This window comes from Stenotrophomonas sp. 10L48 (assembly GCF_056395105.1).
Genome location: NZ_JBFTIX010000001.1, coordinates 657,103 through 679,555 on the forward strand (window position 1 = coordinate 657,103; position 22,453 = coordinate 679,555).

Consider the following 22,453-nt stretch of genomic DNA (forward strand, 5'->3'; position numbering starts at 1 on the left):
CGATCAGGGGGCGGCCCCCTCGCCATCGCCGTGCAGGCTTTCGTCCAGGGTTTCCACATTGCGCCCATGCAGGCGCCGCCAGATCCAGCGCAGCGCGTGTGGCGGCGCTGCCGGCAATTGTTCCAGCAAGGCCAGCATGCGGCCCTGGCTGGCATGCCCGTGCCGGCACAGCAGGCTGGCCGCCGCGGCGGCGCTGGCCAGGCGCAGGCTGTCGGCCAGCGGACCGTCTGCATCAGGCGCCAGGGCCTGATGCACCGGTTCGGGCAATTCCCACGCTGCTGCCACCCGCTGCGCCAACGGCAGTGACCACTGCTGCAGCAACTGCAGGGCCAGCGCCGGCTCCACCTCTTCGCCACGAGCCTGTGCTTCCTGCAGCAGTTGACGCATGACCAGCGCCGCCCCCAGGCCCTGCACCAGGCCCAGCCATTGCGCAGCGAAGGCATCGCCGAAGGTGACCGTGCGCGCATGGTCAGCGGCCGCGCGCGACGCCAGCAGGGCGTGCTCCCAGATGATCGAACTGAACTGCGGGAACACCTCGCACTGCACCTGCATCACCGGCTGCACCAGCACTGCACTGATGATCTGCCGCACACCTTCGGTGCCGACCAGGGTCACCGCCCGCTGCAGGCTTTCCACAGGCCGCTCGTGCACCTTGTAGGCCGGGCTGTTGGCGATCCGGAGCAGGTTGCCGGTCAGCACCGGATCCTGGCCGATGATCGCCGCCATCACCCGCGCCGATGCAACGTCGTCATTGACCGTCTGGATCAGCTGCGGCAGCAGTTGCGGGCGCCGCGGCAGCTGCCGGGTAGCCCAGTCGCGGTCCTGCAGCGCGCGGTCCACCGCTTCGGCCAGACCCGATGCGCTGACCGCCGCCGGTTCGCCTGCCAAGCGCGGATACAGGGCCAGCGCGTGCAGTCCGCGCTGCAGGTGGGCGGCGACCTCGGCCGCCGGCAAGGCGTCGCCCTGCAGGCTGGCCGCCGCGGCCGCCACGGCCTGGCGGGGGGCTGCGGCCAGGCGTGCCGGGGCCTGCCCGGTCAGCTGCGACAGCCAACGGAGCACAGATCGCCACCACGCTGCGGTCATCGCCGCCCATCCTGTCGTTGTCCTGCTGCCACTGCCTGCCCCTGCGCCTTCATCACATCCGGCGACCTGCCGTCGTCGCAGCATCGGCCGCACTTTCATCTTCTTTAACCCGGGCGCGTCCGGCGTCGACGGCATATCCCGGGCGAATGGACTAGAATGGCGCCGCGCGACCCGTCCCCCTGTACCGACGACGTCGCTTTTTTTGTTTTCGGACCCTACCGTTCATTGGCAGTTCGCCGCAGTTCACCGCAGATCGCGCCATCGGAGACCCCATGCTATTCGAAACCCTCGCAACCACCGGCCACGAACAGGTGGTGTTCTGCCACAACCAGGATGCCGGCCTGCGGGCAATCATCGCCATCCACAACACCACCCTGGGCCCTGCCCTGGGCGGGGTGCGCATGCGCCCTTACGCCAGCACCGACGATGCGCTGGCCGATGTGCTGCGGTTGAGCCGCACGATGACCTACAAGAATGCACTGGCCGGTCTCAATGTCGGTGGCGGCAAGGCGGTGATCATCGGCGACCCCAAGGTCGACAAGACCGAAGTGCTGTTCCGCGCGTTCGGCCGCTATGTCGATTCGCTGGGTGGTCGCTACATCACGGCCGAGGACGTCGGCACCGACGTCAACGACATGGAGAACATCTACCTGGAGAGCCAGTTCGTCACCGGCGTGCACCAGGTCCATGGCGGCTCGGGAGATCCGGCGCCGTTCACCGCCTATGGCGCGCTGCAGGCGTTGATGGCCTCGATGCGCTTCAAGTTCGGCCATGAGGAAGTGGGCAAGACCAGCATCGCGGTGCAGGGCCTGGGCCATATCGGCATGGAACTGGTGAAGCTGCTGCGCGACCGTGGCGCCAAGCTGTACGTGACCGATCTGGACAGCGCGCTGGTGGATCGTGCAGTCAACGATTTCGGCGCCGAGGCAGTCAAGCCGGACGAGATCCACGAAGTGAACGCCGATGTGTTCGCGCCGTGCGCGCTGGAAGGCGCGATCAACGCCGACACGCTGCCGCGGATCAAGGCGAAGATCATCTGTGGCACCGCCAACAACCAGCTGTCCAGCCTGGAGATCGGCGACGAGCTGCATGCGCGCGGCATCCTGTATGCGCCTGACTACGCGGTCAACGCTGGTGGCGTGATGAACGTGTCGCTGGAAATCGACGGTTACAACCGCGAGCGCGCGATGCGGCTGATCCGCAGCATCTACCACAACCTGACGCGCATCTTCGAACTGTCGCAGCGCGAGAACATTGCCCCGCAGCGCGCGGCTGACCGGATCGCAGAAGCGCGCATCCTGTCGATCGGCAAGCTGAAGATGCCGCTGGGCCGCAGCACACCGCGCCTGGGCGACCTGCGCGGCGGCTGAGCGCCGCCCCCGGCAACCGGACGCGTGCCGACCGTGGGTCGGCACCGCCGGATGAACGCGCCGGGCAGCACGCCCGGCGCCATGATCAGAAACCAGTGCTGTAGCGCAGCGCCGCCTGACGTGCATCATCGCCACCCACGCGCTGGTCGATACCCAGGCTCAGGCGGCCATTGCGGCCCCACCACGATTCCAGCGCCAGGCCGAACAAGGCACTGCCACGCGGTGCGTCAACACCGGCCAACGGCGCCCAGGCGTCAATGCCAACGAAACTTGCCTGCCAGTCCTGCTCACCGCCATCCAGCCGTTGCTGCCATTCGGCATGGCCGCGCAGGGTCCAACGACCCCACTGCCGCTCACCCCGCAGGCCCGCCAGCATCTGGCTGCGCTGTGCACGCGACGCCTCACCGCGCAGGCCGAAGCCGAAGCCGCCCTGCTCGCTGAAGCCATCGGTGTCCAGGCGGGTGCTGCTTGCCCCCAGGTACGGTGTCAACGATGCACCGATGCGCCCGAAACGATAGCCGCCTTCAACGCTGGCACTGCTGAAACGTCCGCCGTAGCGCGCGGACACACCGTAGGCACCGGCACCCAGCAGCAACTGGCGATCCAGTTCCCGGGTGAACTGGCCGGTGCCGAACTGGGCCAGCGCATAGCCACGCCCCAGGTTCCAGCCGGCATACAACTGCGCCTGCGCCTGGCGGTCACGCCCACGATCACCACTGAAGTTGCTGCCGCCGTTGCTGCGGGTTTCGCCAAAGGCCATGCCCAGCAGGCCGTTGCTGCCCAGTGCCACGTCCTGGCCGGCCATCCAGCCCTGGCTGTCGGCGGCGTTGCCGGCAAAGCTGCCCTGCCCGGCTTCACCCAGCGCGCTCTGCCAGGCGCCACGCAGTTTCGGCGCAGCCTGCACGCGGTCGAAGCGCTCGGCAACCGCGCGGCGCGACATGTCCACGCTGTCGAAGGTCGACGCTTCAGCGCGCGCATGTGCTTGTCCGGACAGGCTCTCCAGGCTCGCCGACAGGCCATCGGTTCCGCCAGACGTACGCTGCAGCGCGCCTGCGGCCACGCCGAACGCCGAGCCCTGCAGATCCGCATTGCGGTCCAGCGCGGTGAATGCCGACTGCACCCGCAGTGCCGATGCCTGTGCATTGGCGCCCAGGCCCGATGCGGCTGCCGAAACGTTGACCTGGGTCAGGTCCATCCACGCGTCGTTGCTGCCATAGCCGTACTGCGCCTGCAGCAGGGTCAGGCCGTTGGCGCCGGTGTTGGCCACCGGCGTGGTGAACGTGCCGTTGATACCGCCGTTGGCATGGACCAGATCCTGGCGGCTGCCGACCTGCGGCACGTAACCGGACACGATGCCATCGACCACCACGCCGCCGGCCAGGCGTGCGGTGCCGGTCACCTGCAGCGCGTTCACCCCCAGCGCGACGATCAGCTGCGCATCCGGCCGCTGGCTGTAATTGCCTTCGATGGTCGCGGTGGTGTTGGCGTTGACCAGCACCACGCTGGCGCCGTTGTCGACGTTGCCGATCACCCGCGGCGTGCCGGGCATGAACTGCAGGCCGGCCATCGAGGCACCACCGGAACCGGAGACGCTCACGTTGGAACGGATCACGGCGCCACCGCGCAGGGCCAGGGTGCCGCGCTCGATGCGGGTCGCACCGCTGTAGCTGTTGTTGCCGCTCAGCTCCAGCCGGCCATCGCCGCGCTTGATCAGGCCGCCAGCGCCGGCGATGTCGTTGCTCCAGATCGAGCCCGAAGAGGCCGCGTCGACATTGACCGTGGCATCGCCCCAGTCGAAGCGGCCGGGACCGTTCACCGCCTTGCCGACGTTGAGCATGCCGTAGCCGTAGATGGGATCGACGCCCGGCGCCCCGATGTCGGTGGCGGTGCCGAGCAGGGTCTGCCGCACCAGGTCGTTGTCGAAGTAGGGATAGCGCTGCCAGACCAGCGCCGCAGCACCGGAGATCAGCGGCGCGGCGAAGGACGTACCGTAGTTCCACAGGTACTTGCCGGTACCCGGCTCCGGGAACACCGCGCTGCCGGGAGCGGTCAGGCAATAGCGCGCGGCGTCGCCACAGGCATTGGCCCACGGCGCACGTTCACCGGGCTTGTTCGGATCGATTGCAGTAGCTACCAGCCAGCCTTTTTCCAGATCCGCTGCCGGCAGCGATCCGCCGAAGCCACGCTGGCTGGGCAGCGCGGCCACGCTGCTGGGCTGGTCGCGCCCTTCGTTGCCTGCGGCGAACACCACCAGGCCACCGTGATTGATGATGAAGGGGCGGTATTCGCCCGCGACCTGCGCTGTGGTGCCGAGGTCGGTCCAGTACAGGCCGCCCCATGAATTGTTCATCACCTTCACGCCGTAGTTGATCAGGTCCTGGTGAACCCCGGCCACGCCCAGCGTGCCGCTGAAGGAGTTGCCCTTGCCACTGCCGTCATCCTTGGGCGTGGTGTCGGAAATGATGCGTGCCGAGACGATCTCCGCCCCCTGTGCGATGCCGCCGGGCCAGACCCCCACCGGTACACCGGCCGCCAGGCTGGCGACGGCCGTGCCATGGCCAAGCACGTCATCGACGTTGAGATTGTTGCGGCTCGGGTCGATGTAGTTGAGGTTGGCCACCACCCGTCCGTTCAGCGCCTCGGCACTGCGCAGCACGCCCGAATCGACGATGCCGATGCGCACGCCCCGGCCGGTCGCGCCGGTGGCCTGTGCGGCACGCGCGTTGGTCTGTGCCAGATGCGCATCCACGACCGGCTCAAGCGGTCTGGCAGCGGGAGGCGGGGTGACCGGGGGCGTGACCGGAGGCGTGGTCGGGGGCGGGTCGATGCGCACGTTGCTGCCGCCGCCTCCACCGCCACACGCCGTCAGCGCCACCGCCAGCGCCGATGCCAGGACCGACCTTCCCATCGTCTTACGTTCCATCGTTTCCTTCCCATGAACGTTGGCCTGCCGCCATCCGGGCAGGCATCCAGTACTGCCCAGCGGCAGTCTTCGCCGACCCTCTATACTGGGCCGACCCCCACGCAGTCTGCCGGGAAACGGCGCCGTATCCAACGCCCGTCGTCTCCTTTCCGAACATTGCTCACGCATCAACGAGATTGCCATGTCCAACATCGTCATCGCCGCCGCCAAGCGCACCGCCATCGGCTCCTTCCTCGGCCAGTTCAACGGCGTTCCGACCCCGACCCTCGGCGCGGCCGCCATCGCCGCCGCGCTGGAACAGTCGGGCGTGCCTGCCAGCGACGTCTCCGAAGTCCTGATGGGCTGCGTGCTGCCGGCCAATCTCGGCCAGGCCCCTGCCCGCCAGGCAGCGATCGCCGCCGGTATTCCGCTGTCGGTCGGCGCCACCACCCTCAACAAGGTCTGCGGTTCGGGCATGAAGGCCATCATGCTCGGGCATGACCTGATCAAGGCCGGTTCGGCCAAGGTCGTGGTCGCCGGCGGCATGGAGTCGATGTCCAACGCGCCGCACCTGTTGCCCAATTCGCGCACCGGCAACCGTTTCGGCAACTTCCAGGCGGTGGACCACATGGCCCACGACGGCCTGGTCAATGCCTATGACGGCAAGGCCATGGGCGAGTTCGCCGAATGCGCCGTGGACAAGTACCAGTTCACCCGCGAAGAGCAGGACGCCTACTCCATCGAATCGGTCAAGCGCGCACAGGCAGCCCAGGCCAACGGCGCCTTCGCCGACGAGATCGTTGCGGTGAAGGTCGCCACCCGCAAGGGTGAAGTCGAGGTCGCCAGCGACGAACAGCCTGGTCGTTCGGACATTGCCAAGATCCCGACCCTGCGCCCGGCCTTCAAGAAGGACGGCAGCGTGACCGCCGCCAGTTCCTCCAGCATCTCCGACGGCGCTGCCGCCGTGGTCCTGCTGACCGAAGAAGATGCTGCCGCACGCGGCCTGCAGCCGCTGGCGCGCATCGTCGGCCATGCCACCCATTCGCAGGAGCCGGAGTGGTTCACCACCGCCCCGATCGGTGCCATCCACACCCTGCTGGCGAAGACCGGCTGGTCGCTGGACCAGGTCGATCTGTTCGAAGTCAACGAGGCCTTCGCCGTGGTGGCGATGGCACCGATGCGCGAACTGGGCATCCCGCACGACAAGCTCAACGTGAATGGCGGTGCCTGCGCGCTGGGCCATCCGATCGGCGCCTCCGGCGCACGCCTGGTGGTCACCCTGGTCAACGCATTGCGCACGCGCGGCGGCAAGCGCGGCATTGCCACCCTGTGCATCGGCGGCGGCGAAGCGACGGCTATCGCCATCGAGTTGATCTGAAAGGGTTTAACGTCTATTTCGCAAAAATGAATGCGGGATCGCTTGACACCCAATCTTGGCTTGTCATCATGTTGTCGGCGCGCAGCATGCGCGTTGCCTAATTCTAACGACGAGGATTTACACAATGAGCATCAACAAGCTGCTGGTCGCGATGTCCCTGGCTCTGGCCCTGGCCGCCTGCTCGAAGCAGGAAGCTGCCCAGGACGCCGCTGCTTCGGCCAACCAGGCCGCCACCGAAGCCCAGGCTGCTGCCGACCAGGCCGCCGCTGCTGGCGCCCAGACCGCCGACGCTGCCCAGCAGGCCGCTGACACCGCCGCCACCGCTGCTGACGCTTCGGTCGACGCCGCTGCCCAGGCTGCTGGCGCTGCCACCGACGCCGCTGCTGGCGAAGCCAAGGACGCCGCCAAGGCTGCCGAAGCTACCGCTGAGCAGGCCAAGGACGCTGCTGAAGAAGCCAAGAAGTAATAACTTCTTTCTTCAAGCTGTTCTGAAGAAGCCGCTGGTTCGCCAGCGGCTTTTTCTTTGCGCGCAGTTCCGTTCGCAGGTCACCACCAGGTCTTCACAACGGTATGAATAGGCTGGCGTCCCCATCCATTGCAGTACCGGAGACCGCCATGAAGATTCGTCCGCTGACCACTACCCTGCTGGCCGCCTCCCTGCTGCTCGCACTGGCTGCCTGCAAGGGCCCGGAAGCCGAACAGGCCAAGCAGGATGCCGCGCAGGCCGCCGACAGCGCCGGCGTCGCCGCACGCGATGCCGTTGACAAGGCCGCCGCCGCCACCCGCGACGCTGCCGACAAGACCGCTGCCGCCTCTGAACAGGCTGCCGCCGATACCCAGCAGGCGCTGGACAGCGCCGCAGCCGCGACCGCCACCGCCGCCGACAAGGCCAAGGTCGCAGCCACCGATGCCGCCGCCCACGCCAGCGACGCCACGGCCGATGCCGCGCAGAAGGTTGCCGACAAGGCCCGCGATGTTGCTGACGACGCCAAGGCCACTGCCGCCAAGGAAGAAGCCAAGCACTAAGGCCTTCGCGTTCGTCGGGCATCGCCCGGCGCTACCGGAAAAGCCGCGGCATCGCCGCGGCTTTTCTGCTTTTCGCTTCTTCTGTTGATTCCGTGCTGGGCGCGCACGGAAACCGTCCAGGGCCGCGCGGGTGGGCTGCGCAGGGGCGTAAGCGCCATGAATGGCGCGCCCGAGCCTACCTGGTCGTATTTACGGCGCCCCCTGCGCAGCCCACCCGCGCGGCCCTGCCCACGCTCCTGCGCCGCCCACCATGAGGGGCTTCGCCGTTGGCCGTCACCTACGGCAGCGCACGCGCCAGCATCGCCGCCACATCCAACCCCGCCGGCAGCGTGCCGAATGCCAACCCATGCTCGCCGTGCAGCCGGCTGCGGATGAACGCTTCGGCCATTGGACTGCGTGCACGCAGCAACAGCGCGGCCTGCAGCAGCAAGGCAGTGCGTTCGCAGAACACCCGTGCCTGTGCCTCCTCCGGCGCCGCCGCATCGCGCCACTGCTGCAGTGCCGACGCATAACGCGCATCACGATCGGCCACCGCCTCCAGTTCACCGTGCAGCGCCGCCAGCACCTCCGGCTCGCGCGCCAGCGCGCGCAGCACATCCAGACACTGGATGTTGCCGCTGCCTTCCCAGATCGAATTCAACGGTGCCTGCCGGTACAGCCGCGGCAACATCGATTCCTCCACGTAGCCGGCACCGCCCAGGCATTCCTGCGCTTCGTTGACGAACGCAGGTGCGCGCTTGCATATCCAGTACTTGCCCAAGGCCGTACCCAGCCGCGCGAGCGCGGCCTCGGCCGGATCGCTGCCAGCGCGATCGACCGCGCGTGCGATGCGCATCGCCAGCACCGTGGCCGCTTCCGATTCCAGCGCCAGATCGGCCAGCACGTTGCCCATCAGCGGATGGTCCATCAGTGGCTTGCCGAAGGTGCGCCGATGCCGCGCGTGATGCAGCGCCTGCGCCAGCGCCATGCGCATTTCCGCCGCAGCGCCCAGCATGCAGTCCAGCCGGGTCATCATCACCATGCCGATGATGGTGGCCACCCCGCGTCCCTCCTCGCCCACACGCCAGGCCTGTGCGCCACAGAACTCCACTTCGCTGGATGCGTTGGCCCAGTCGCCCAGCTTGTCCTTCAAGCGCATCAGGCGGAATGCATTGCGATCGCCGTCGGCCAGGCGCCGTGGCATCAGCAGGCAGGTCAATCCGGCCGGCGCCTGCGCCAGTACCAGGAAGCCATCGCACATGGGTGCGGAGAAAAACCATTTGTGGCCGATCAGCCGATAGCGCTCGCCGTCGATGGGTTCGGCGCGGGTGGTGTTGGCGCGCACATCCGAACCACCCTGCTTCTCGGTCATGCCCATGCCCAGGGTGATGCCGGCCTTGTCGGCCACTGGCACATCGCGCGGGTCGTATACCGGTGCGGCGGCCTTGCGCGACCACTCGGCCAGATGCGGCTGCCCGCGCAGCACGGCTACCGCGGCGTGGGTCATGGTCAACGGGCAGCTGGTGCCGGCCTCGGCCTGGTGGTGCAGGTAGCTCAGCGCAGCGCGCGCGACATGCGCGCCGGGCTGCGGCTCGTGCCAGGACAACCCTGCCACGCCATGTTCCTTGGCCGTCTGCATCAACTGGTGATACGCCGGATGGAATTCCACGGTATCGATGCGATGGCCCTGCGCATCATGGGTACGCAGGCGTGGGCGATCTCGGTTGGCGTCGAAGCCGATGCGGTACAGCGCGTCGCCGGCCAGTCCTCCGTACGCCGCCAACCGCGGTGCGAACGCCGCCGCGCCCTCGCGCTGCACGGCCTCCATCAATGCGATGTCGTCGGTCCACAGCTGCCGGCCGGCGAACGGCGGCGGCTGGTTGAGCACCACATGGGTTTCGTAGGGGGCGCTGCTGTTGAAGCTCGGTCCACTCATCGGTTCCTTCCCCGCCGGCAAGAGGTGTGCGGTCCGATTGTGCCGTATCGCCCGGCAACCCCGCGTTCAGGCCGATTCTCGCCACGTGCACGACCGGACCGCCACAGTGACGGCATGGCAGGCAAAGACGATCTGGTAGTACTGCGGCCGGAAGGGCTGTACTGCGCGGCAGGCGATTTCCATATCGATCCCTGGCGGCCGGTACCGCGCGCGGTCATCACCCATGGCCATGGCGACCATGCGCGTCCGGGCATGGGCGAGTACCACTGCAGCACCGGCAGCGTGCCGATCCTGCGCTGGCGCCTGGGCGATGTGCCGCTGCACGCGCATGCCGAGGGCGTGCCGTTCGCGCTGGGCCGGGTGCAGGTATCGCTGCATCCCGCCGGCCACGTGCTCGGCTCGTCGCAGGTGCGCATCGACGATGGTGAGCAGGTCTGGGTGGCGTCGGGCGACTACAAGCGCCAGCCCGACCCCACCTGCACTGCATTCGAAGTGGTGCCCTGCGATACCTTCATCACCGAGGCGACCTTTGCGCTGCCGATCTACCGCTGGCCCGATACCCGTGCCGTGGCGGCCGAGATCGCCGCCTGGCGCCGCGAGTGCGCGCAGCGGGGCGAAGCGGCAGTGCTGCTCTGCTATGCGCTGGGCAAGGCGCAACGCGTGCTTGCCGAGCTGCGTGCGGTGGATGACCAGCCTGCCTGGCTGCATGGCGCCATCGCCAACGGCGTGGCCGTCTATCGCCAGGCCGGTGTGCCCATGCTCGACACGCTCACCGTTGCCGAACAGGGGCGTCAGCCCGATGCGGCCGGCCAGCTGATCCTGGCCCCGCCCTCGGCCGCCGGTACGCCGTGGCTGCGCCGGTTCGGCCGTCACCAGCTCGGTTTCGCCTCGGGCTGGATGCAGTTGCGCGGCAACCGCCGCCGGCGCAACGTCGACCGTGGCTTTGTGATCTCCGACCATGCCGATTGGCCAGCGCTGCTGCAGACCATCACCCAGACCGGCGCGCAGCGGGTCATTGCCACCCACGGCAACACCGATGCGTTGATTCCGTACCTGCGCGAACGCGGCGTTGCGGCCGAAGCGTTCCGCACCGATTTCGGAGGCGAGGAATGAAGGCCTTCGCCGCGCTCTACCAGCGGCTGGATCGCAGCACGGCGACGCTGGACAAGCGCGCGGCGTTGATCGATTACTTCCAGCACGCACGCCCGCATGACGCAGCATGGGCGCTGTACCTGCTCAGCGGCGGCAAAGTGGGCGGCGCGCGGCGGAAGATTGCCGGCAGCGGCGAATTGCGGGCGTGGATCGCCGACGAATCCGGCCTGCCCCCCTGGCTGGTCGAAGACAGCTACGCGCAGGTCGGCGACCTTGCTGAAACGCTTACCCTGCTGCTGGATGATCCGGCCACCGAAGCCGAGGATCGGCCTCTGGCCGACTGGATCGAACACCACCTGCTTGCCGTTGCCAACCAGCCGGAGCCGGTGCGTCGTGCCGCCGTAGTCGACGGCTGGCGACAGCTGGCATCGGCCGAACGCCTGGTCTTCAACAAGCTGCTGACCGGCGCGCTGCGCGTTGGCGTATCGCAGCGCGTGGTGCAGCAGGCGTTGGCCGAGTGGTCCGGGCTGGATATCGCCCGCATCGCCCAGCGCATGCTCGGCGACTGGGTGCCCTCCCCCGGCCTGCTTACCACCTTGCTGTCTGCCGAAGAACTGCCGACCGATCGTCAGCAGCCCTACCCGTTCTTCCTCGCTTCGCCGCTGGAAGGCGAGCCTACCGAGCGGCTGGGCGACATCAGCCACTGGCTGCTGGAATGGAAGTGGGATGGCATCCGCCTGCAGCTGCTGCGGCGCCAGGGTGAGGTGGCGTTGTGGTCGCGCGGCGAAGAGCGGCTGGACGGTCGCTTCCCGGAGATCGAGCAGGCGGCAGCGTCTCTGCCCGATGGCTGCGTACTCGATGGCGAGCTGCTGGCATGGGACGACGCCGACAATCTGCCGCGTGCATTCACCGCCCTGCAGACCCGCATCCAGCGCCGCAAACCCGGCGCCGCCACCCTGCGCAACACGCCGGTACGCGTGCTCGCCTACGATCTGCTTGAACGCGACGGCGAGGACCTGCGTGCACTGCCGCTGCAGCAGCGACGCGTGCAGTTGGCCGAGGTGGTCGGCGCGCTCGGCGATCCGCGCATCCAGCTCTCGCCCGAGGTAGACGCCGACGATTGGCAGCATGCCGCGCAGCTGCGCGAAGCATCGCGCGAGCGTGGCGTGGAAGGGCTGATGCTCAAGCGTCGTGATTCGGTCTACCAGTCCGGGCGTCGCCGTGGCGACTGGTGGAAGTGGAAGGTCGAACCGCTCACGATCGATGCGGTGTTGCTGTACGCGCAGGCAGGCCATGGTCGGCGCAGCACGCTGTATACCGACTACACCTTCGGCGTCTGGGACGGCGAGACACTGGTTCCAGTAGCCAAGGCCTATTCCGGTCTGGACGACAAGGAAATCCTCGCCCTCGACCGCTGGATCCGCGCGCACACGCGTGAACGCTTCGGCCCGGTGCGCAGCGTAAGTGCTGAACAGGTGTTCGAACTTGGTTTCGAAGCAGTCAACCGCAGCGCGCGCCACAAGTCCGGCATCGCCGTACGCTTTCCACGCATCCTGCGCTGGCGCCACGACAAGCCGGCTGCCGAAGCCGACCACCTGGCCCAGTTGCAGGCGCTGGCGCGATGAAGCGCAGCGATGCGCTGCAGCGCCTGCACGCATGGTTCGGCAGCCGCGGCTGGCGCCCCCTGCCCTTCCAGCACGCCATGTGGCGTCATTACCTGGCGGGCGAATCTGGCCTGCTGCACACGCCCACCGGCAGCGGCAAGACCCTTGCCATGTTCGGCGGCCCCTTGTTGCAGGCGATGCTCGACCCGCCCCCCGCACCGCGTCGCGCCAGCGCGGTACGCCCGCTGCAGGTGCTGTGGGTAACGCCGCTGCGTGCGCTGGCCAGCGATACCGCACGTGCGCTGCAGGCACCGATCGACGGCCTTGGCCTGAGCTGGCGCGTGGGGCTGCGCAGCGGCGATGCCAGCAACCGCGACCGGCGCCTGGCCCGCGAAGGTCGCATCGACGTGCTGGTCACCACGCCGGAGTCGCTGGCGCTGCTGCTCAGCTATCCCGACACCCTTGAGCGCATGCGCCAACTGCGCTGCGTGGTGGTGGACGAATGGCACGAACTGCTGGGCAACAAGCGCGGCGTGCTGCTGCAGTTGAATCTGGCGCTGCTGCGTGAGGCAGCCCCGGCGATGCAGCTGTGGGGGCTGTCGGCCACATTGGGCAACCTGCCACAGGCACGCGACGTACTGCTGCCACACCGTCCACAGGCAACGATCGTGGAAGGTGCACGGCAGCGGCCGGTGACGATCCGCAGCCTGCTGCCCGAACCCGGCGAACGCTTTCCATGGGCCGGGCATCTTGGCCTTTCCCAGCTTCCGCGCGTGCTCGACGCGCTGTTCCGTGCACGCAGCAGCCTGCTCTTCACCAATACCCGTGCGCAGGCGGAACTGTGGCACCAGGCCCTCGCAGCCGTGTGGCCGGAAGATGCCGGCACGCTCGCCCTGCACCATGGATCATTGGATCCCACGCTGCGACAGCAGGTCGAGGACGGACTGCGTGCGGGCACGCTGCGCTGCGTGGTGGCCACCTCCAGCCTGGATCTGGGCGTGGACTTTCCGGAAGTGGACCAGGTGCTGCAGCTGGGCAGCCCGAAGGGCGTGGCGCGCCTGCGCCAGCGCGCTGGGCGTGCACGTCATCGGCCCGGTGCCAGCGGCCAGATACTGTGCATTCCCAGCCATGCGCTGGAACTGGCCGAGTACGCGGCGGCCCGGCACGCGTTGCATGACGGGGTGATCGAAGCGCGACGTCCTCCCACGTTGTCGCTGGACGTATTGGCCCAGCACGCCGTCAGCCGCGCGCTGGCGGGCGGCTTCAACGCCGATGCACTGCTGGAACAGGTCCGTGGCACGCATGCCTTCGCCGCGCTGGAGGACGCACAGTGGAATGCGGTGATCGATTTCATCGTGCAGGGCGGACGTGCATTGTCCCGGTACCCGGAGTTCCACAAGGTGGTACGCGATGCCGACGGCGTGTACCGCATGCCCGATCGCCGCCAGGCGCTGCGCCATCGGCTGTCGATCGGCACCATCAGCAGCGACGGCAGCGTGCGCGTACAGTTCCTGCGTGGCGGCAGCCTGGGCGCGGTGGAAGAGCAGTTCGCCAGCCGCCTGCGCCGCGGCGACCGTTTCCAGTTTGCGGGGCGGCTGCTGGAGCTGGTGCAGCTTCGCGACATGACCGCGTTCGTGCGCGTGGCGCGCGGTGGTGGTGATGGCGTGGTACCGCGCTGGCAGGGCGGTCAACTGCCACTGTCGATGCCCTTGGGCCGCGAACTGGAAAAGGTGCTGTCAGGCGCCGACCAGAGCGCGGAGTCGCGGTGGCTTGCACCGCTGCTGGCATTGCAGTCGCAGCTGTCTGCGGCGCCATCGCCCGACCACCTGCTGGTGGAAAACGTGCGCCGACGCGAAGGCCAGTTCCTGTTCGTCTATCCCTTTGCGGGCCGCCATGTGCACGAAGCGCTGGCCGCGCTGCTGGCCCTTCGCTGCACCCGTCGGCAACGCAACAGCATCGGCTATGCAGTGAATGACCATGGCCTGGTGCTCGCTCCGGCCACGCCGGTGGATCTGCAGGAACAGGACTGGCGGGCAATGCTGGATGCTGGCGATCTGCTGCAGGACCTGCGCGCAGCGGTGAACCTGGGCGAGCTGGCGCGCCGCCAGTTCCGCGGCATCGCGCGCGTAGCGGGCCTGCTGGTACCCAGCCTGCCGGGTGGCATGCCACGCTCGCTGCGCCAGCTGCAGGCCTCCGCCGGACTGCTGCATGACGTGCTGCGCGAGCACGACCCGGAGCATCTGCTGCTGGCATTGGCCGAGCAGGAAGTACTGCACGACAGCCTCGACCTGCCCGGGTTGCAGCAAGTGCTGGTACGCATCGCCACACGTTCGTTGTCCCTTCAGCGGCCCTCATCACTGACCCCGCTGGCATTTCCCTTGTGGGCCGAACGCCTGCGTGGGCAGTTCAGCAATGAAGACTGGCGCACGCGCGTGCAGCGTGCCGCGCAGCAGCTGGAGCGCCGCCATGGCCGCTGATCTTCCGCTGCAGCTGGGAGGTGAGTCGATGATTCTGCTCGGCGGCCGGGCGCTGCTGTGGCCGGCGCAGCGCGCGCTGTTGATCGCCGACCTGCACCTGGGCAAGGCGGACGTGTTCCGGCGTGCGGGAATCGCCCTGCCGTCGGGCGGCACCGGCAATGACCTGCAGCGCCTGCAGGACCTGGTGGCCACGCACCAGTGCCGACAACTGTGGATTCTCGGCGACGTCCTGCACGGCCCGGCGCATCGCGCGGCCTGGTATCAGCAATGGCTTGGCTGGCGCGAACATCACGCGGCGCTGGACATCCACGTGGTGCGCGGCAATCACGACCGGGATCTGCCGAAGGCGGCGCTGCAGGTGCAGATGCATGACGACGCGCGATGGGGACCGTTCCTGCTGCGGCACGAGCCGCTGGCCGATGCCTCCGCGCACGTGCTGGCGGGCCATGTGCATCCGCAGGTTGCGTTGCCGGCACTGCGTCGGCGCTTCCCCGCGTTCTGGCTGCGCCAGGGCGTGACCATCCTGCCGGCATTCTCGGCATTCACCGCCGGTGTGGTGCCTGTACTGGCGCCGGGCGAACAGCTGCTCGCCTGTGTGGAAGACAGCGTAGTGCCGCTACCGGTTCGCTGACGCGTCGAGACCTGCGCGGGATTACGACGGGCGGGCGGCGATTCCGTGCATCAGGCTGAAATCCTGCGTCGCCTCGTCGGCGTGGCGCGGCAGTGCCTGTATCGCCATCAGCATTTCCTGCGCGCAGGCGCGGATATGGCCGTGGCTTTCCGGTGATGCGTGGCTGATCAGACTGCCGACATGAAACTCGAACACATCTTCCAGTACGTCGGGCTGGTCCTCGTGCAGCATCCGCAGCAGACCGCGCAGCTTGCAGATTTCCGATTCCAGCTTCTCGACCGCGAACAACATGGCATCCTCCTCGTGCATCGTGCGGCGCATCCGGGCCGCAGCAGGCAACGACGGCGGCGCCACCCGGGCCACGCGATGATCGATCACGAAAAGGAAAGCGGGCGACGCGGCTGCCGCGTGCTCATCTCTTGTCGCACATACGGGGTGAGGCAATCGTTAAGTGCCGTAACGAAAGGCTTCACGCGGTGGCCGGCATTTCCACGCCCTGTAGCGGCAGGGGCGCAGCGGCAAGCGCCTGGATGAATGCCGGATCGAGCGGCAACGCGCCCAGCCATCCGTGCTGGGTGCCGCTGAGCACGCGCAGCATGTGCCCACGCCCGCCAGGCAGTCGTCCCATCGGCCCCAGCAGCACATCGCGCGCCTTTGCCCACGCATCGCGATCGGACTGGAACAGCGGCGTCAGCCAGCGGCTCCAGCGCTGATAGACCGCCACATGCGCACGTCGTTGCGCCTGGTAGGCCTGCAATGCCGGTTCGCCACCACCGTGGGTGCGTAACGCGTCGCGCAGTGCCAGTGCATCCAGCAGCGCCATGTTCACGCCCTGCCCCAGCTGCGGGCTCATCGCATGTGCTGCATCGCCTGCCAGCACCAGCCGCCCCTGATGCCAACGCTTCATCACGGCATCGCGGTACACCGCACGCGCCAGCTGACCGGCGTCGCGCAGATGGGCGAAGCGCGCGCCCGCCTGTGGCCACAGCGCATGCAGTTCTTCCAGCCACGGCGCCATGCCGTCGCCCTGCCAGCGGTCGAAATCCGCACGCGGCAGGCTCCAGAAAAAGCTCAGGCGAGGCGTGTCGTCACCGGGTCGGGTGCCCACCGGCAGCAGGCCGATCATCTTGCGCGCGGCGACGTAGCGCTGCCGCAGCTGCTGCATGTGCGGCCAGTCTTCGGCCGGCAACAGGCACCACAGCGCGCCCCACGGGTACACCCGGTCCAGCGCCGCGCCACCGTCGACGGCGTTGCGCAGCGTGGAGGCGGCGCCGTCGGCGGCAACCACCAGATCGAACGGTCCGTGCGTGCGACCGTCGCTGTCGCGCAGCCGCCCCTGCTGGTGATCGACCTCGACGATGGTCGTGCCCACGTGCAGCTCGCCGGCGCCTTCACGCGCCTGGTCCAGCACCGAGAACAACGCCCCGCGCTGCATGCCCATGCCGTGCAGTCGCGCATCCAGGCCGTCATAGCCCATGTCCATCACCGCGCGCTCGCACGGCGTATCGCCATACAGCCGTCGCACCGGCATGGCGTAGCCACGCACGGCCTCAAGCAGGCCCATCTGCCACAGCACCTGCAGTCCGCTGGGCTGCAGCAGGAATCCCGCACCCACCGGCCCGGGGGTCGGCACGCGTTCGAAGATCTCCACCTCGTGGCCATCACGGGTGAGCAGGATGGCCAATGCCTGGCCAGCGGTGCCGTATCCAATCACGGCGATGCGCAGTCGTTCCGTCATGCCTGCATTGTGCCATCGGCGCAGGGGCGGTACATCAGCTGCCCCTCTTCCGAGCAGATGTGCCGGGCTCCGCCACCACTGCCGGCTCTCCTGCGAATGTCCCCCGGCAGCCTCTGCGCGGCTGCCTCCTCCTTTACTTCGCAGGAGAGCCGCCAATGGTGGCAGCGCTCAGCTTTCATGGCCTCTGTTGGCGCGCGCGATTCCGCAACGGGAGCGCCTGTCCTTGCGTGCGCAGTAAAGGAGGAGGCGATGGCCGCAGGCCGGCGCCGGGGGACATTCGCACGCAAGGACAGGCGCTCCCGCCGCAAGAGCATCTTCACGGCCAGCAAAAAAAACCCCGCCGAAGCGGGGTTTTCAACGCACTATCGAGTGGATCACTCGGCCGGAACGATGTTCGAGGCCTGGGCGCCCTTCGGGCCCTGGGTCACGTCGTAGGTGACCTTCTGGCCTTCCTGCAGACTGCGGAAGCCCTTGGAGTTGATCGCGGAGAAGTGCGCGAAGACGTCGGCGCTGCCGTCCTCCGGCGAGATGAAGCCAAATCCCTTGGCGTCGTTGAACCACTTGACGGTACCGTTCGGCATGGTGATGCGTGACCTTATGCAATGAATGGGTGGTGTACGCTGAACCCGCGCACAAGCTGAGTATGCAAAGCTTGTTACGCGAAGACAATCACCCCCGCGCCAATTCGCCGACCAGTTCCGGAAGTCCGTTGCTGGCGGCCTGCACATTGGCGAGCACTTCGGCCATGGTGATCTCCTCACCATCACCGCACCCGGCGGCCCAGTTGGCAACGATCGCCAGGCAGGCGTAATCCAGCCCCAGCTCACGCGCCAGCGCCGCTTCGGGCATGCCGGTCATGCCGACCAGATCGCAGCCATCGCGGCGCATGCGCGCGATCTCGGCGATGGTTTCCAGCCGCGGGCCCTGGGTCGCGCCATAGCAGCCGCCATCGTGGACCTTCACACCGGTCACCTTCGCCGCCGCCAGGATCTTGCTGCGCAGCATCGGCGTATACGGATGGCCGAAGTCGACGTGCACCACGTCGGTGCCCTCTTCTTCGCAGATCGTGCTGATGCGGCCCCAGGTGTAATCGATTACCTGATCCGGGCAGGCCAGCACGCGCGGCCCGAAATCGTCACCGATGCCACCGACCGTGTTCAGCGCCAGCACCCGCTGCGCACCGATCTGCTGCAGCGCGGCCAGGTTGGCCCGGTAGTTGATCTTGTGCGGCGGCAACGAATGGCCTTCACCATGGCGTGCAAGGAAGGCCACGCGATGACCGAGCAATGTCCCGACCCGCACCGGGCCGGACGGCTTGCCGAAGCGGGTGTCGACTTCGTGGGTCTGCACGTCGTCAAGCTTGGCCAGGTTGTAGACACCGGTACCGCCAATCACGGCCAGGGCGATCTGTTGCATGGAAAGCACTCCAGAGAAAAAAGAACGCCGGCACCCGAGGATGCCGGCGGCGGGAAACGCAGGCCGCAGGCGGCCGCGTTGTTATTCCTTCATCGCGTAGATGGCCGGCACGCAGCGCAGGGTTTCGTTGACGTCCATGCCGAAACCGAACACGTAGCGATCCGGCAGCTCGATGCCGGCATAGTCGGCGGTGACGTCCGGCAGCGCGCGATCGTGCTTCTTCACGGTCATCGCGGCAATGCGCACGTCGGTCGCGCCCTGCTCCAGGCACCAGGTACGCACGCCCTGCAGGGTGTAACCCTCGTCGAGGATGTCATCGACCAGCAGCACGCGGCGGCCGAACAGCGCCGTGGCCGGCTTGTGCTTCCACACCAGGTCGCCGCCGGTGGTCTCACCGCGGTAACGGGTGGCGTGCAGGTAATCGAACTGCACGTCCTGGCCACGCGCGCCCAGCTCCAGTGCCAGCTGGCCGGCGAACGGCAGCGCACCGTGCATGATCGACAGGAACAGCGGCACCTCGCCCTGGTAGTCGCGCGCAATGGCGTCGGCGATGCCGGCAATGGCCTTGTCGATGGTGGGGCGGTCGACCAGCAGGTCGGCTTGGGCCAGGGCCTGGGAAATGGTGAGGTTCGGCATCAGACGGTTCTTCCAAGGGTTTGCAGCAGACGGGATTGGGTGTCGCCATGGCGGGCATCGGCCAGCAGGCCATCCCAGCCAAGCGCGCCGCGGCCGAGCAGGCCCAGCAGCGCAGCGGTATTGAGGGAGCGTCCCTGCACGGCGTGCAGGGCTTCATCGACCAGCTCCGGGTGGCAGACGAGCACCACATCGCAGCCGGCATCCAGGTGTGCGTGCACGCGTGCCGGCACGCCACCGGCGCTGTGCGAGGCGGCCATGCCGATGTCATCGGAGAACACCACGCCGCGGAAGCCGAGCTCGCCACGCAGGATCTGCTGGATCCAGCGCGGCGAGTAACCAGCGGGTTCCGGTGCGACCTGCGGGTAGATCACATGCGCCATCATCACCGCATCGGCGCCGGCGGCGATACCGGCCGTGAACGGGACCAGATCCTGTGCGCGCAGTTCATCCAGCGCACGCGGATCGATCGCGGTATCCACGTGGGTGTCTTCCAGCACGGTGCCATGGCCGGGGAAATGCTTGAGGGTGGCGGCCATGCCGACCGCATGCATGCCGCGCACATAGGCAGCGGTGAACGCGGCCACCACCTGCGGGTCTTCACTGAAGGCACGATTGCCGATGGCGCGATTGCCACGGCCGAGGTCGACCACCGGGGCGAAGCTCAGGTCCACGCCGCTGGCACGGACCTCACTGGCCATCAGCCAGGCGTGCTGCTCGGCCAATGCCAGCGCAGCGTCGGGATCCCTGGCGTACTGGACACCGATGTCCTGCAGCGGCGGCAGTTCGCTGAAGCCCTCACGGAAGCGCTGCACGCGACCGCCTTCCTGGTCCACGCAGATCAACTGCGGGCGCGGTGCGGCAGCGCGGATCGCCGCGGACAGTTCGGTCACCTGCTGCCGCGAAGCGAAGTTGCGCTTGAACAGCACCACCCCGGCCACAGCATCGTGCTGCAGCCACTCACGTTCCTGGGCGGTCAGTTCAGTACCGGCAACGCCGATCAGCAGCATGGTCGATCTCCACAACGGGCGCCCGCATGGCGCAGTGCCGCATTGTCGCAGAACCGGCCAACAGGCGCAGTGGTCAAAAAGGGGGACGGAGGGGATCAAGGCGCAATCGACCCACTGGTGCCGGATGCGACTCAATCCCCTCCGTCCCCTTCTGCGGGTCGGTCAGACCTTGCAGCCGTCCGCGCCGCAGGCGTCGTCGCCGCCGTCCGGGGCACCCTCCGCGCCCTGCCCCGCCGCCTGCTCGGCGGCGATCTGGCGCAGCGCGTTGGCGAAGGCCTCCGGGGGCTGGGCTCCGGAAACCGCCCAGCGGCCATCGATGACGAAGGTGGGCACCGAGGAGATACCCAGTGCATGGGCCTGCGCCAGGCTCGCTTCCACTTCGGCCAGGCCACGATCGCCGGCCAGCATTTGCTGGATCTCGTCTGCGGCAAGGCCACCGGCGGCGCCGGCCGCGACCAGCACTGCCGGGTCGGCCAGATTCTGTCCATGCTCGAAATGGGCGCGGAACAGCGCCTCACCGACGGCCTCCTGCACGCCGTGCTGGCCAGCCAGCCACAACAGGCGATGCGCCGGCAGCGTGGTTACCCGCACCTGGCCCTGGCTGAAGTCCATCGGCAGGCCCTCGGCCCGCGCAGCGGTCTGGGTCTGGCCCAGAATCTGCTCGGTGCGCTCGGCACCGCCGAACTTGCGCACATAGGCCTCGCGCAGTGGCACCGGGGTGGCGTCCGCATCGGGGTCAAGCTGGAACGGCTGCCAGTGGATCTCGAGTTCGGGCGCATCGGCGCCTAGGAACTGCACACCCTGCTGGAAGCGATGCTTGCCGATCCAGCACCAGGGGCAGACCACGTCGGAGTAGATGTCGATTCTCATCCCCCCGACATGGGGGCCGACACCCTCGAAAAAAGGGGACGGAGGGTTTCACCACTGTGAATAGGGGCGGCTGGCCAGAGCGACGTTGTAGTAGCGGGCGTCGTCGGTCACTTCGGCGCCGATCCAATCCGGCAGCTCGATGGCCTGGTTGGCGCTGTCGAGCTCGACCTCGGCGACCACCAGACCAGCGTTGTCGCCGAGGAACTCGTCCACTTCCCAGGTCAGGCCGGCGTACTCGACCAGATGGCGGCGCTTGTCGATCAGGCCGCCGACGCACAGCGCCAGCAGGTCGCGCGCATCCTGCACCGGAATCGGATAGTCGAACTCCTGCCGGGTATGGCCCAGGGTGCGCGACTTCAGGTTCAGCGCGGCCTTGTCGCCTTCAATGCGGACCCGCACCGAGGCGTTCTGGGTGCCGCGGTCGAGTGCGCCCAGATCGTTGATGTAGCCCTGCGCCATCGGGATGACCCTGTGCGCGGCGGTGCGCCACCCATCATGGGTGACGAGGAATTTGCGTTCGATTTCGATGCCCATGGGCACAGTATGCGGCTCACGCCAGACGCTGCCTATCGGCGCGGCGACGGGCAGGACTACACTGCGCGGCCCCCCAACCATGGAATGGTCGCTCATGACGCTTTCCCATCGCCTTCGTCGCTGTCTTGCCCTGTCGGCGCTGCTGCCGTGCGCCGTTGCCAGCGCCGGATCGGCGACCGTACCTTCGCTGCAGCAGGCACAGGCTGCGATGGACCGGATGTTCGACCAGGCCGTTGCCGATCGCCCCGCCAGCGACAGCAGTCGCCTGGTTGCCGAGACGTTCCGGCCCCGTCTGCAGACCCTGGACAGCTGTGCCCCCGCCGAGGCCGGCGACGCCGTCGATTGCATCGCCACCGCCAGCGCAGGCATCAACTCGCGACCACAGCTGCTGCGGCTGGCGCTGGTGGATGGCGCGTGGACACTGCCTGACCAGCGCAATGTGCCCGTACCGGCGCCGCCCCGGGAAAGGGTGCAGGCGCTGTTGCGCGAACGGATCGCCGGGCAGGCGCAGCAGCAGGCCGACCCAGCCCTGCGCGCACGCTTCGAACAGGCTGCCGGCACCCTGCAGGTGCAGGAAGTGAGGAACTGCGAGGTCGCCAGCGACAGGGCCGCCATCGAATGCACCGTGCGCGCAGGCGACGGCAGCGAGCATGGCGAGCAGTCCATGGCCTTCGTGCGCGTGGACGGCCAGTGGCAGAACGCACCGGCCGACTGACCGCATTGCCTGCCTGCAAGCGGCAAGGCAGGCGCCGGGCAGCCCCCGGCGCTGCAGGC

20 protein-coding genes are annotated in these 22,453 nt (G+C 68.0%); 9 read left to right on the plus strand and 11 right to left on the minus strand.

Annotated elements, in window-relative coordinates:
* Positions 1–3: 3 nt before the first annotated feature.
* The gene (locus tag AC1DCU_RS03230) at positions 4–1,083 is read right to left on the minus strand and encodes an HDOD domain-containing protein (RefSeq protein ID WP_313116724.1); all 1,080 of its coding nucleotides are present in this window, start codon (positions 1,081–1,083) and stop codon (positions 4–6) included.
* Positions 1,084–1,355: 272 nt separating this feature from the next.
* Here AC1DCU_RS03230 and AC1DCU_RS03235 point away from each other — a divergent pair, with 272 nt between their 5' ends.
* Positions 1,356–2,453 (plus strand): Glu/Leu/Phe/Val dehydrogenase dimerization domain-containing protein, encoded by a 1,098-nt coding sequence (locus AC1DCU_RS03235; protein ID WP_025879167.1) that lies wholly within the window; start codon positions 1,356–1,358, stop codon positions 2,451–2,453.
* 85 nt (positions 2,454–2,538) lie between these two features.
* Here the strand turns inward: AC1DCU_RS03235 and AC1DCU_RS03240 are convergent, their stop codons facing one another.
* On the minus strand, positions 2,539–5,376 hold the full coding sequence (locus AC1DCU_RS03240) for a S8 family serine peptidase (RefSeq protein ID WP_478013539.1): 2,838 nt from the start codon (positions 5,374–5,376) through the stop codon (positions 2,539–2,541).
* 181 nt (positions 5,377–5,557) lie between these two features.
* Here AC1DCU_RS03240 and AC1DCU_RS03245 point away from each other — a divergent pair, with 181 nt between their 5' ends.
* The 3 genes from AC1DCU_RS03245 to AC1DCU_RS03255 all read left to right on the plus strand — a co-directional run bounded on the left by AC1DCU_RS03245 (position 5,558) and on the right by AC1DCU_RS03255 (position 7,759).
* On the plus strand, positions 5,558–6,733 hold the full coding sequence (locus AC1DCU_RS03245) for a thiolase family protein (RefSeq protein WP_025879169.1): 1,176 nt from the start codon (positions 5,558–5,560) through the stop codon (positions 6,731–6,733).
* Positions 6,734–6,857: 124 nt separating this feature from the next.
* A complete protein-coding gene (locus AC1DCU_RS03250) occupies positions 6,858–7,199 on the plus strand; it encodes a hypothetical protein (protein WP_025879170.1) in 342 nt (113 codons plus the stop codon).
* A gap of 149 nt (positions 7,200–7,348) precedes the next feature.
* The gene (locus tag AC1DCU_RS03255; RefSeq protein ID WP_025879171.1) at positions 7,349–7,759 is read left to right on the plus strand and encodes a hypothetical protein; all 411 of its coding nucleotides are present in this window, start codon (positions 7,349–7,351) and stop codon (positions 7,757–7,759) included.
* Positions 7,760–8,036: 277 nt separating this feature from the next.
* Here the strand turns inward: AC1DCU_RS03255 and AC1DCU_RS03260 are convergent, their stop codons facing one another.
* Entirely contained in the window at positions 8,037–9,674 is a 1,638-nt protein-coding gene (locus AC1DCU_RS03260) for an acyl-CoA dehydrogenase family protein (RefSeq protein ID WP_180830857.1), read from the minus strand.
* 114 nt (positions 9,675–9,788) lie between these two features.
* Between AC1DCU_RS03260 and AC1DCU_RS03265 the strand changes: the two genes are divergently transcribed.
* From AC1DCU_RS03265 to pdeM, 4 genes are read left to right on the plus strand one after another with little or no spacing between them, the layout of a single operon-like run.
* Positions 9,789–10,787, plus strand: coding sequence for a ligase-associated DNA damage response exonuclease (locus AC1DCU_RS03265; RefSeq protein WP_032977105.1), 999 nt, complete (start codon positions 9,789–9,791; stop codon positions 10,785–10,787).
* Positions 10,784–12,391 carry an ATP-dependent DNA ligase gene (locus AC1DCU_RS03270; RefSeq protein ID WP_025879174.1) on the plus strand — a complete coding sequence of 536 codons (1,608 nt, stop codon included), beginning with the start codon at positions 10,784–10,786 and terminating at the stop codon, positions 12,389–12,391. The genes AC1DCU_RS03265 and AC1DCU_RS03270 overlap by 4 nt, the downstream gene beginning before the upstream one ends.
* Entirely contained in the window at positions 12,388–14,847 is a 2,460-nt protein-coding gene (locus AC1DCU_RS03275; RefSeq protein ID WP_442252215.1) for a ligase-associated DNA damage response DEXH box helicase, read from the plus strand. Before AC1DCU_RS03270 ends, AC1DCU_RS03275 begins: the two co-directional genes overlap by 4 nt.
* Positions 14,837–15,478 carry a ligase-associated DNA damage response endonuclease PdeM gene (gene pdeM, locus AC1DCU_RS03280; protein ID WP_282280605.1) on the plus strand — a complete coding sequence of 214 codons (642 nt, stop codon included), beginning with the start codon at positions 14,837–14,839 and terminating at the stop codon, positions 15,476–15,478. The genes AC1DCU_RS03275 and pdeM overlap by 11 nt, the downstream gene beginning before the upstream one ends.
* Before the next feature lie 21 nt (positions 15,479–15,499).
* Here pdeM and AC1DCU_RS03285 read toward each other — a convergent pair whose 3' ends face one another.
* The 8 genes from AC1DCU_RS03285 to AC1DCU_RS03320 all read right to left on the minus strand — a co-directional run bounded on the left by AC1DCU_RS03285 (position 15,500) and on the right by AC1DCU_RS03320 (position 21,679).
* Positions 15,500–15,769: a hypothetical protein gene (locus AC1DCU_RS03285; protein ID WP_025879177.1), complete on the minus strand. Its 270-nt coding sequence runs from the start codon at positions 15,767–15,769 to the stop codon at positions 15,500–15,502.
* 178 nt (positions 15,770–15,947) lie between these two features.
* The gene (locus tag AC1DCU_RS03290; RefSeq protein ID WP_033831732.1) at positions 15,948–17,216 is read right to left on the minus strand and encodes an FAD-dependent oxidoreductase; all 1,269 of its coding nucleotides are present in this window, start codon (positions 17,214–17,216) and stop codon (positions 15,948–15,950) included.
* Positions 17,217–17,590: 374 nt separating this feature from the next.
* Entirely contained in the window at positions 17,591–17,797 is a 207-nt protein-coding gene (gene cspE, locus AC1DCU_RS03295; RefSeq protein WP_019183439.1) for a transcription antiterminator/RNA stability regulator CspE, read from the minus strand.
* A gap of 88 nt (positions 17,798–17,885) precedes the next feature.
* Positions 17,886–18,632, minus strand: coding sequence for an S-methyl-5'-thioinosine phosphorylase (locus AC1DCU_RS03300; RefSeq protein ID WP_025879179.1), 747 nt, complete (start codon positions 18,630–18,632; stop codon positions 17,886–17,888).
* Between the two features lie 81 nt (positions 18,633–18,713).
* A complete protein-coding gene (locus AC1DCU_RS03305; RefSeq protein ID WP_025879180.1) occupies positions 18,714–19,268 on the minus strand; it encodes a hypoxanthine-guanine phosphoribosyltransferase in 555 nt (184 codons plus the stop codon).
* Positions 19,268–20,275 (minus strand): beta-N-acetylhexosaminidase, encoded by a 1,008-nt coding sequence (nagZ, locus tag AC1DCU_RS03310; protein WP_025879181.1) that lies wholly within the window; start codon positions 20,273–20,275, stop codon positions 19,268–19,270. The genes AC1DCU_RS03305 and nagZ overlap by 1 nt, the downstream gene beginning before the upstream one ends.
* Positions 20,276–20,437: 162 nt before the next feature.
* Entirely contained in the window at positions 20,438–21,145 is a 708-nt protein-coding gene (locus tag AC1DCU_RS03315; protein WP_442252217.1) for a DsbA family oxidoreductase, read from the minus strand.
* 48 nt (positions 21,146–21,193) lie between these two features.
* Positions 21,194–21,679 (minus strand): CYTH domain-containing protein, encoded by a 486-nt coding sequence (locus AC1DCU_RS03320; protein WP_312401661.1) that lies wholly within the window; start codon positions 21,677–21,679, stop codon positions 21,194–21,196.
* A gap of 94 nt (positions 21,680–21,773) precedes the next feature.
* Between AC1DCU_RS03320 and AC1DCU_RS03325 the strand changes: the two genes are divergently transcribed.
* Positions 21,774–22,394: a hypothetical protein gene (locus AC1DCU_RS03325; RefSeq protein WP_442252218.1), complete on the plus strand. Its 621-nt coding sequence runs from the start codon at positions 21,774–21,776 to the stop codon at positions 22,392–22,394.
* The last annotated feature ends 59 nt before the right edge of the window (positions 22,395–22,453 follow it).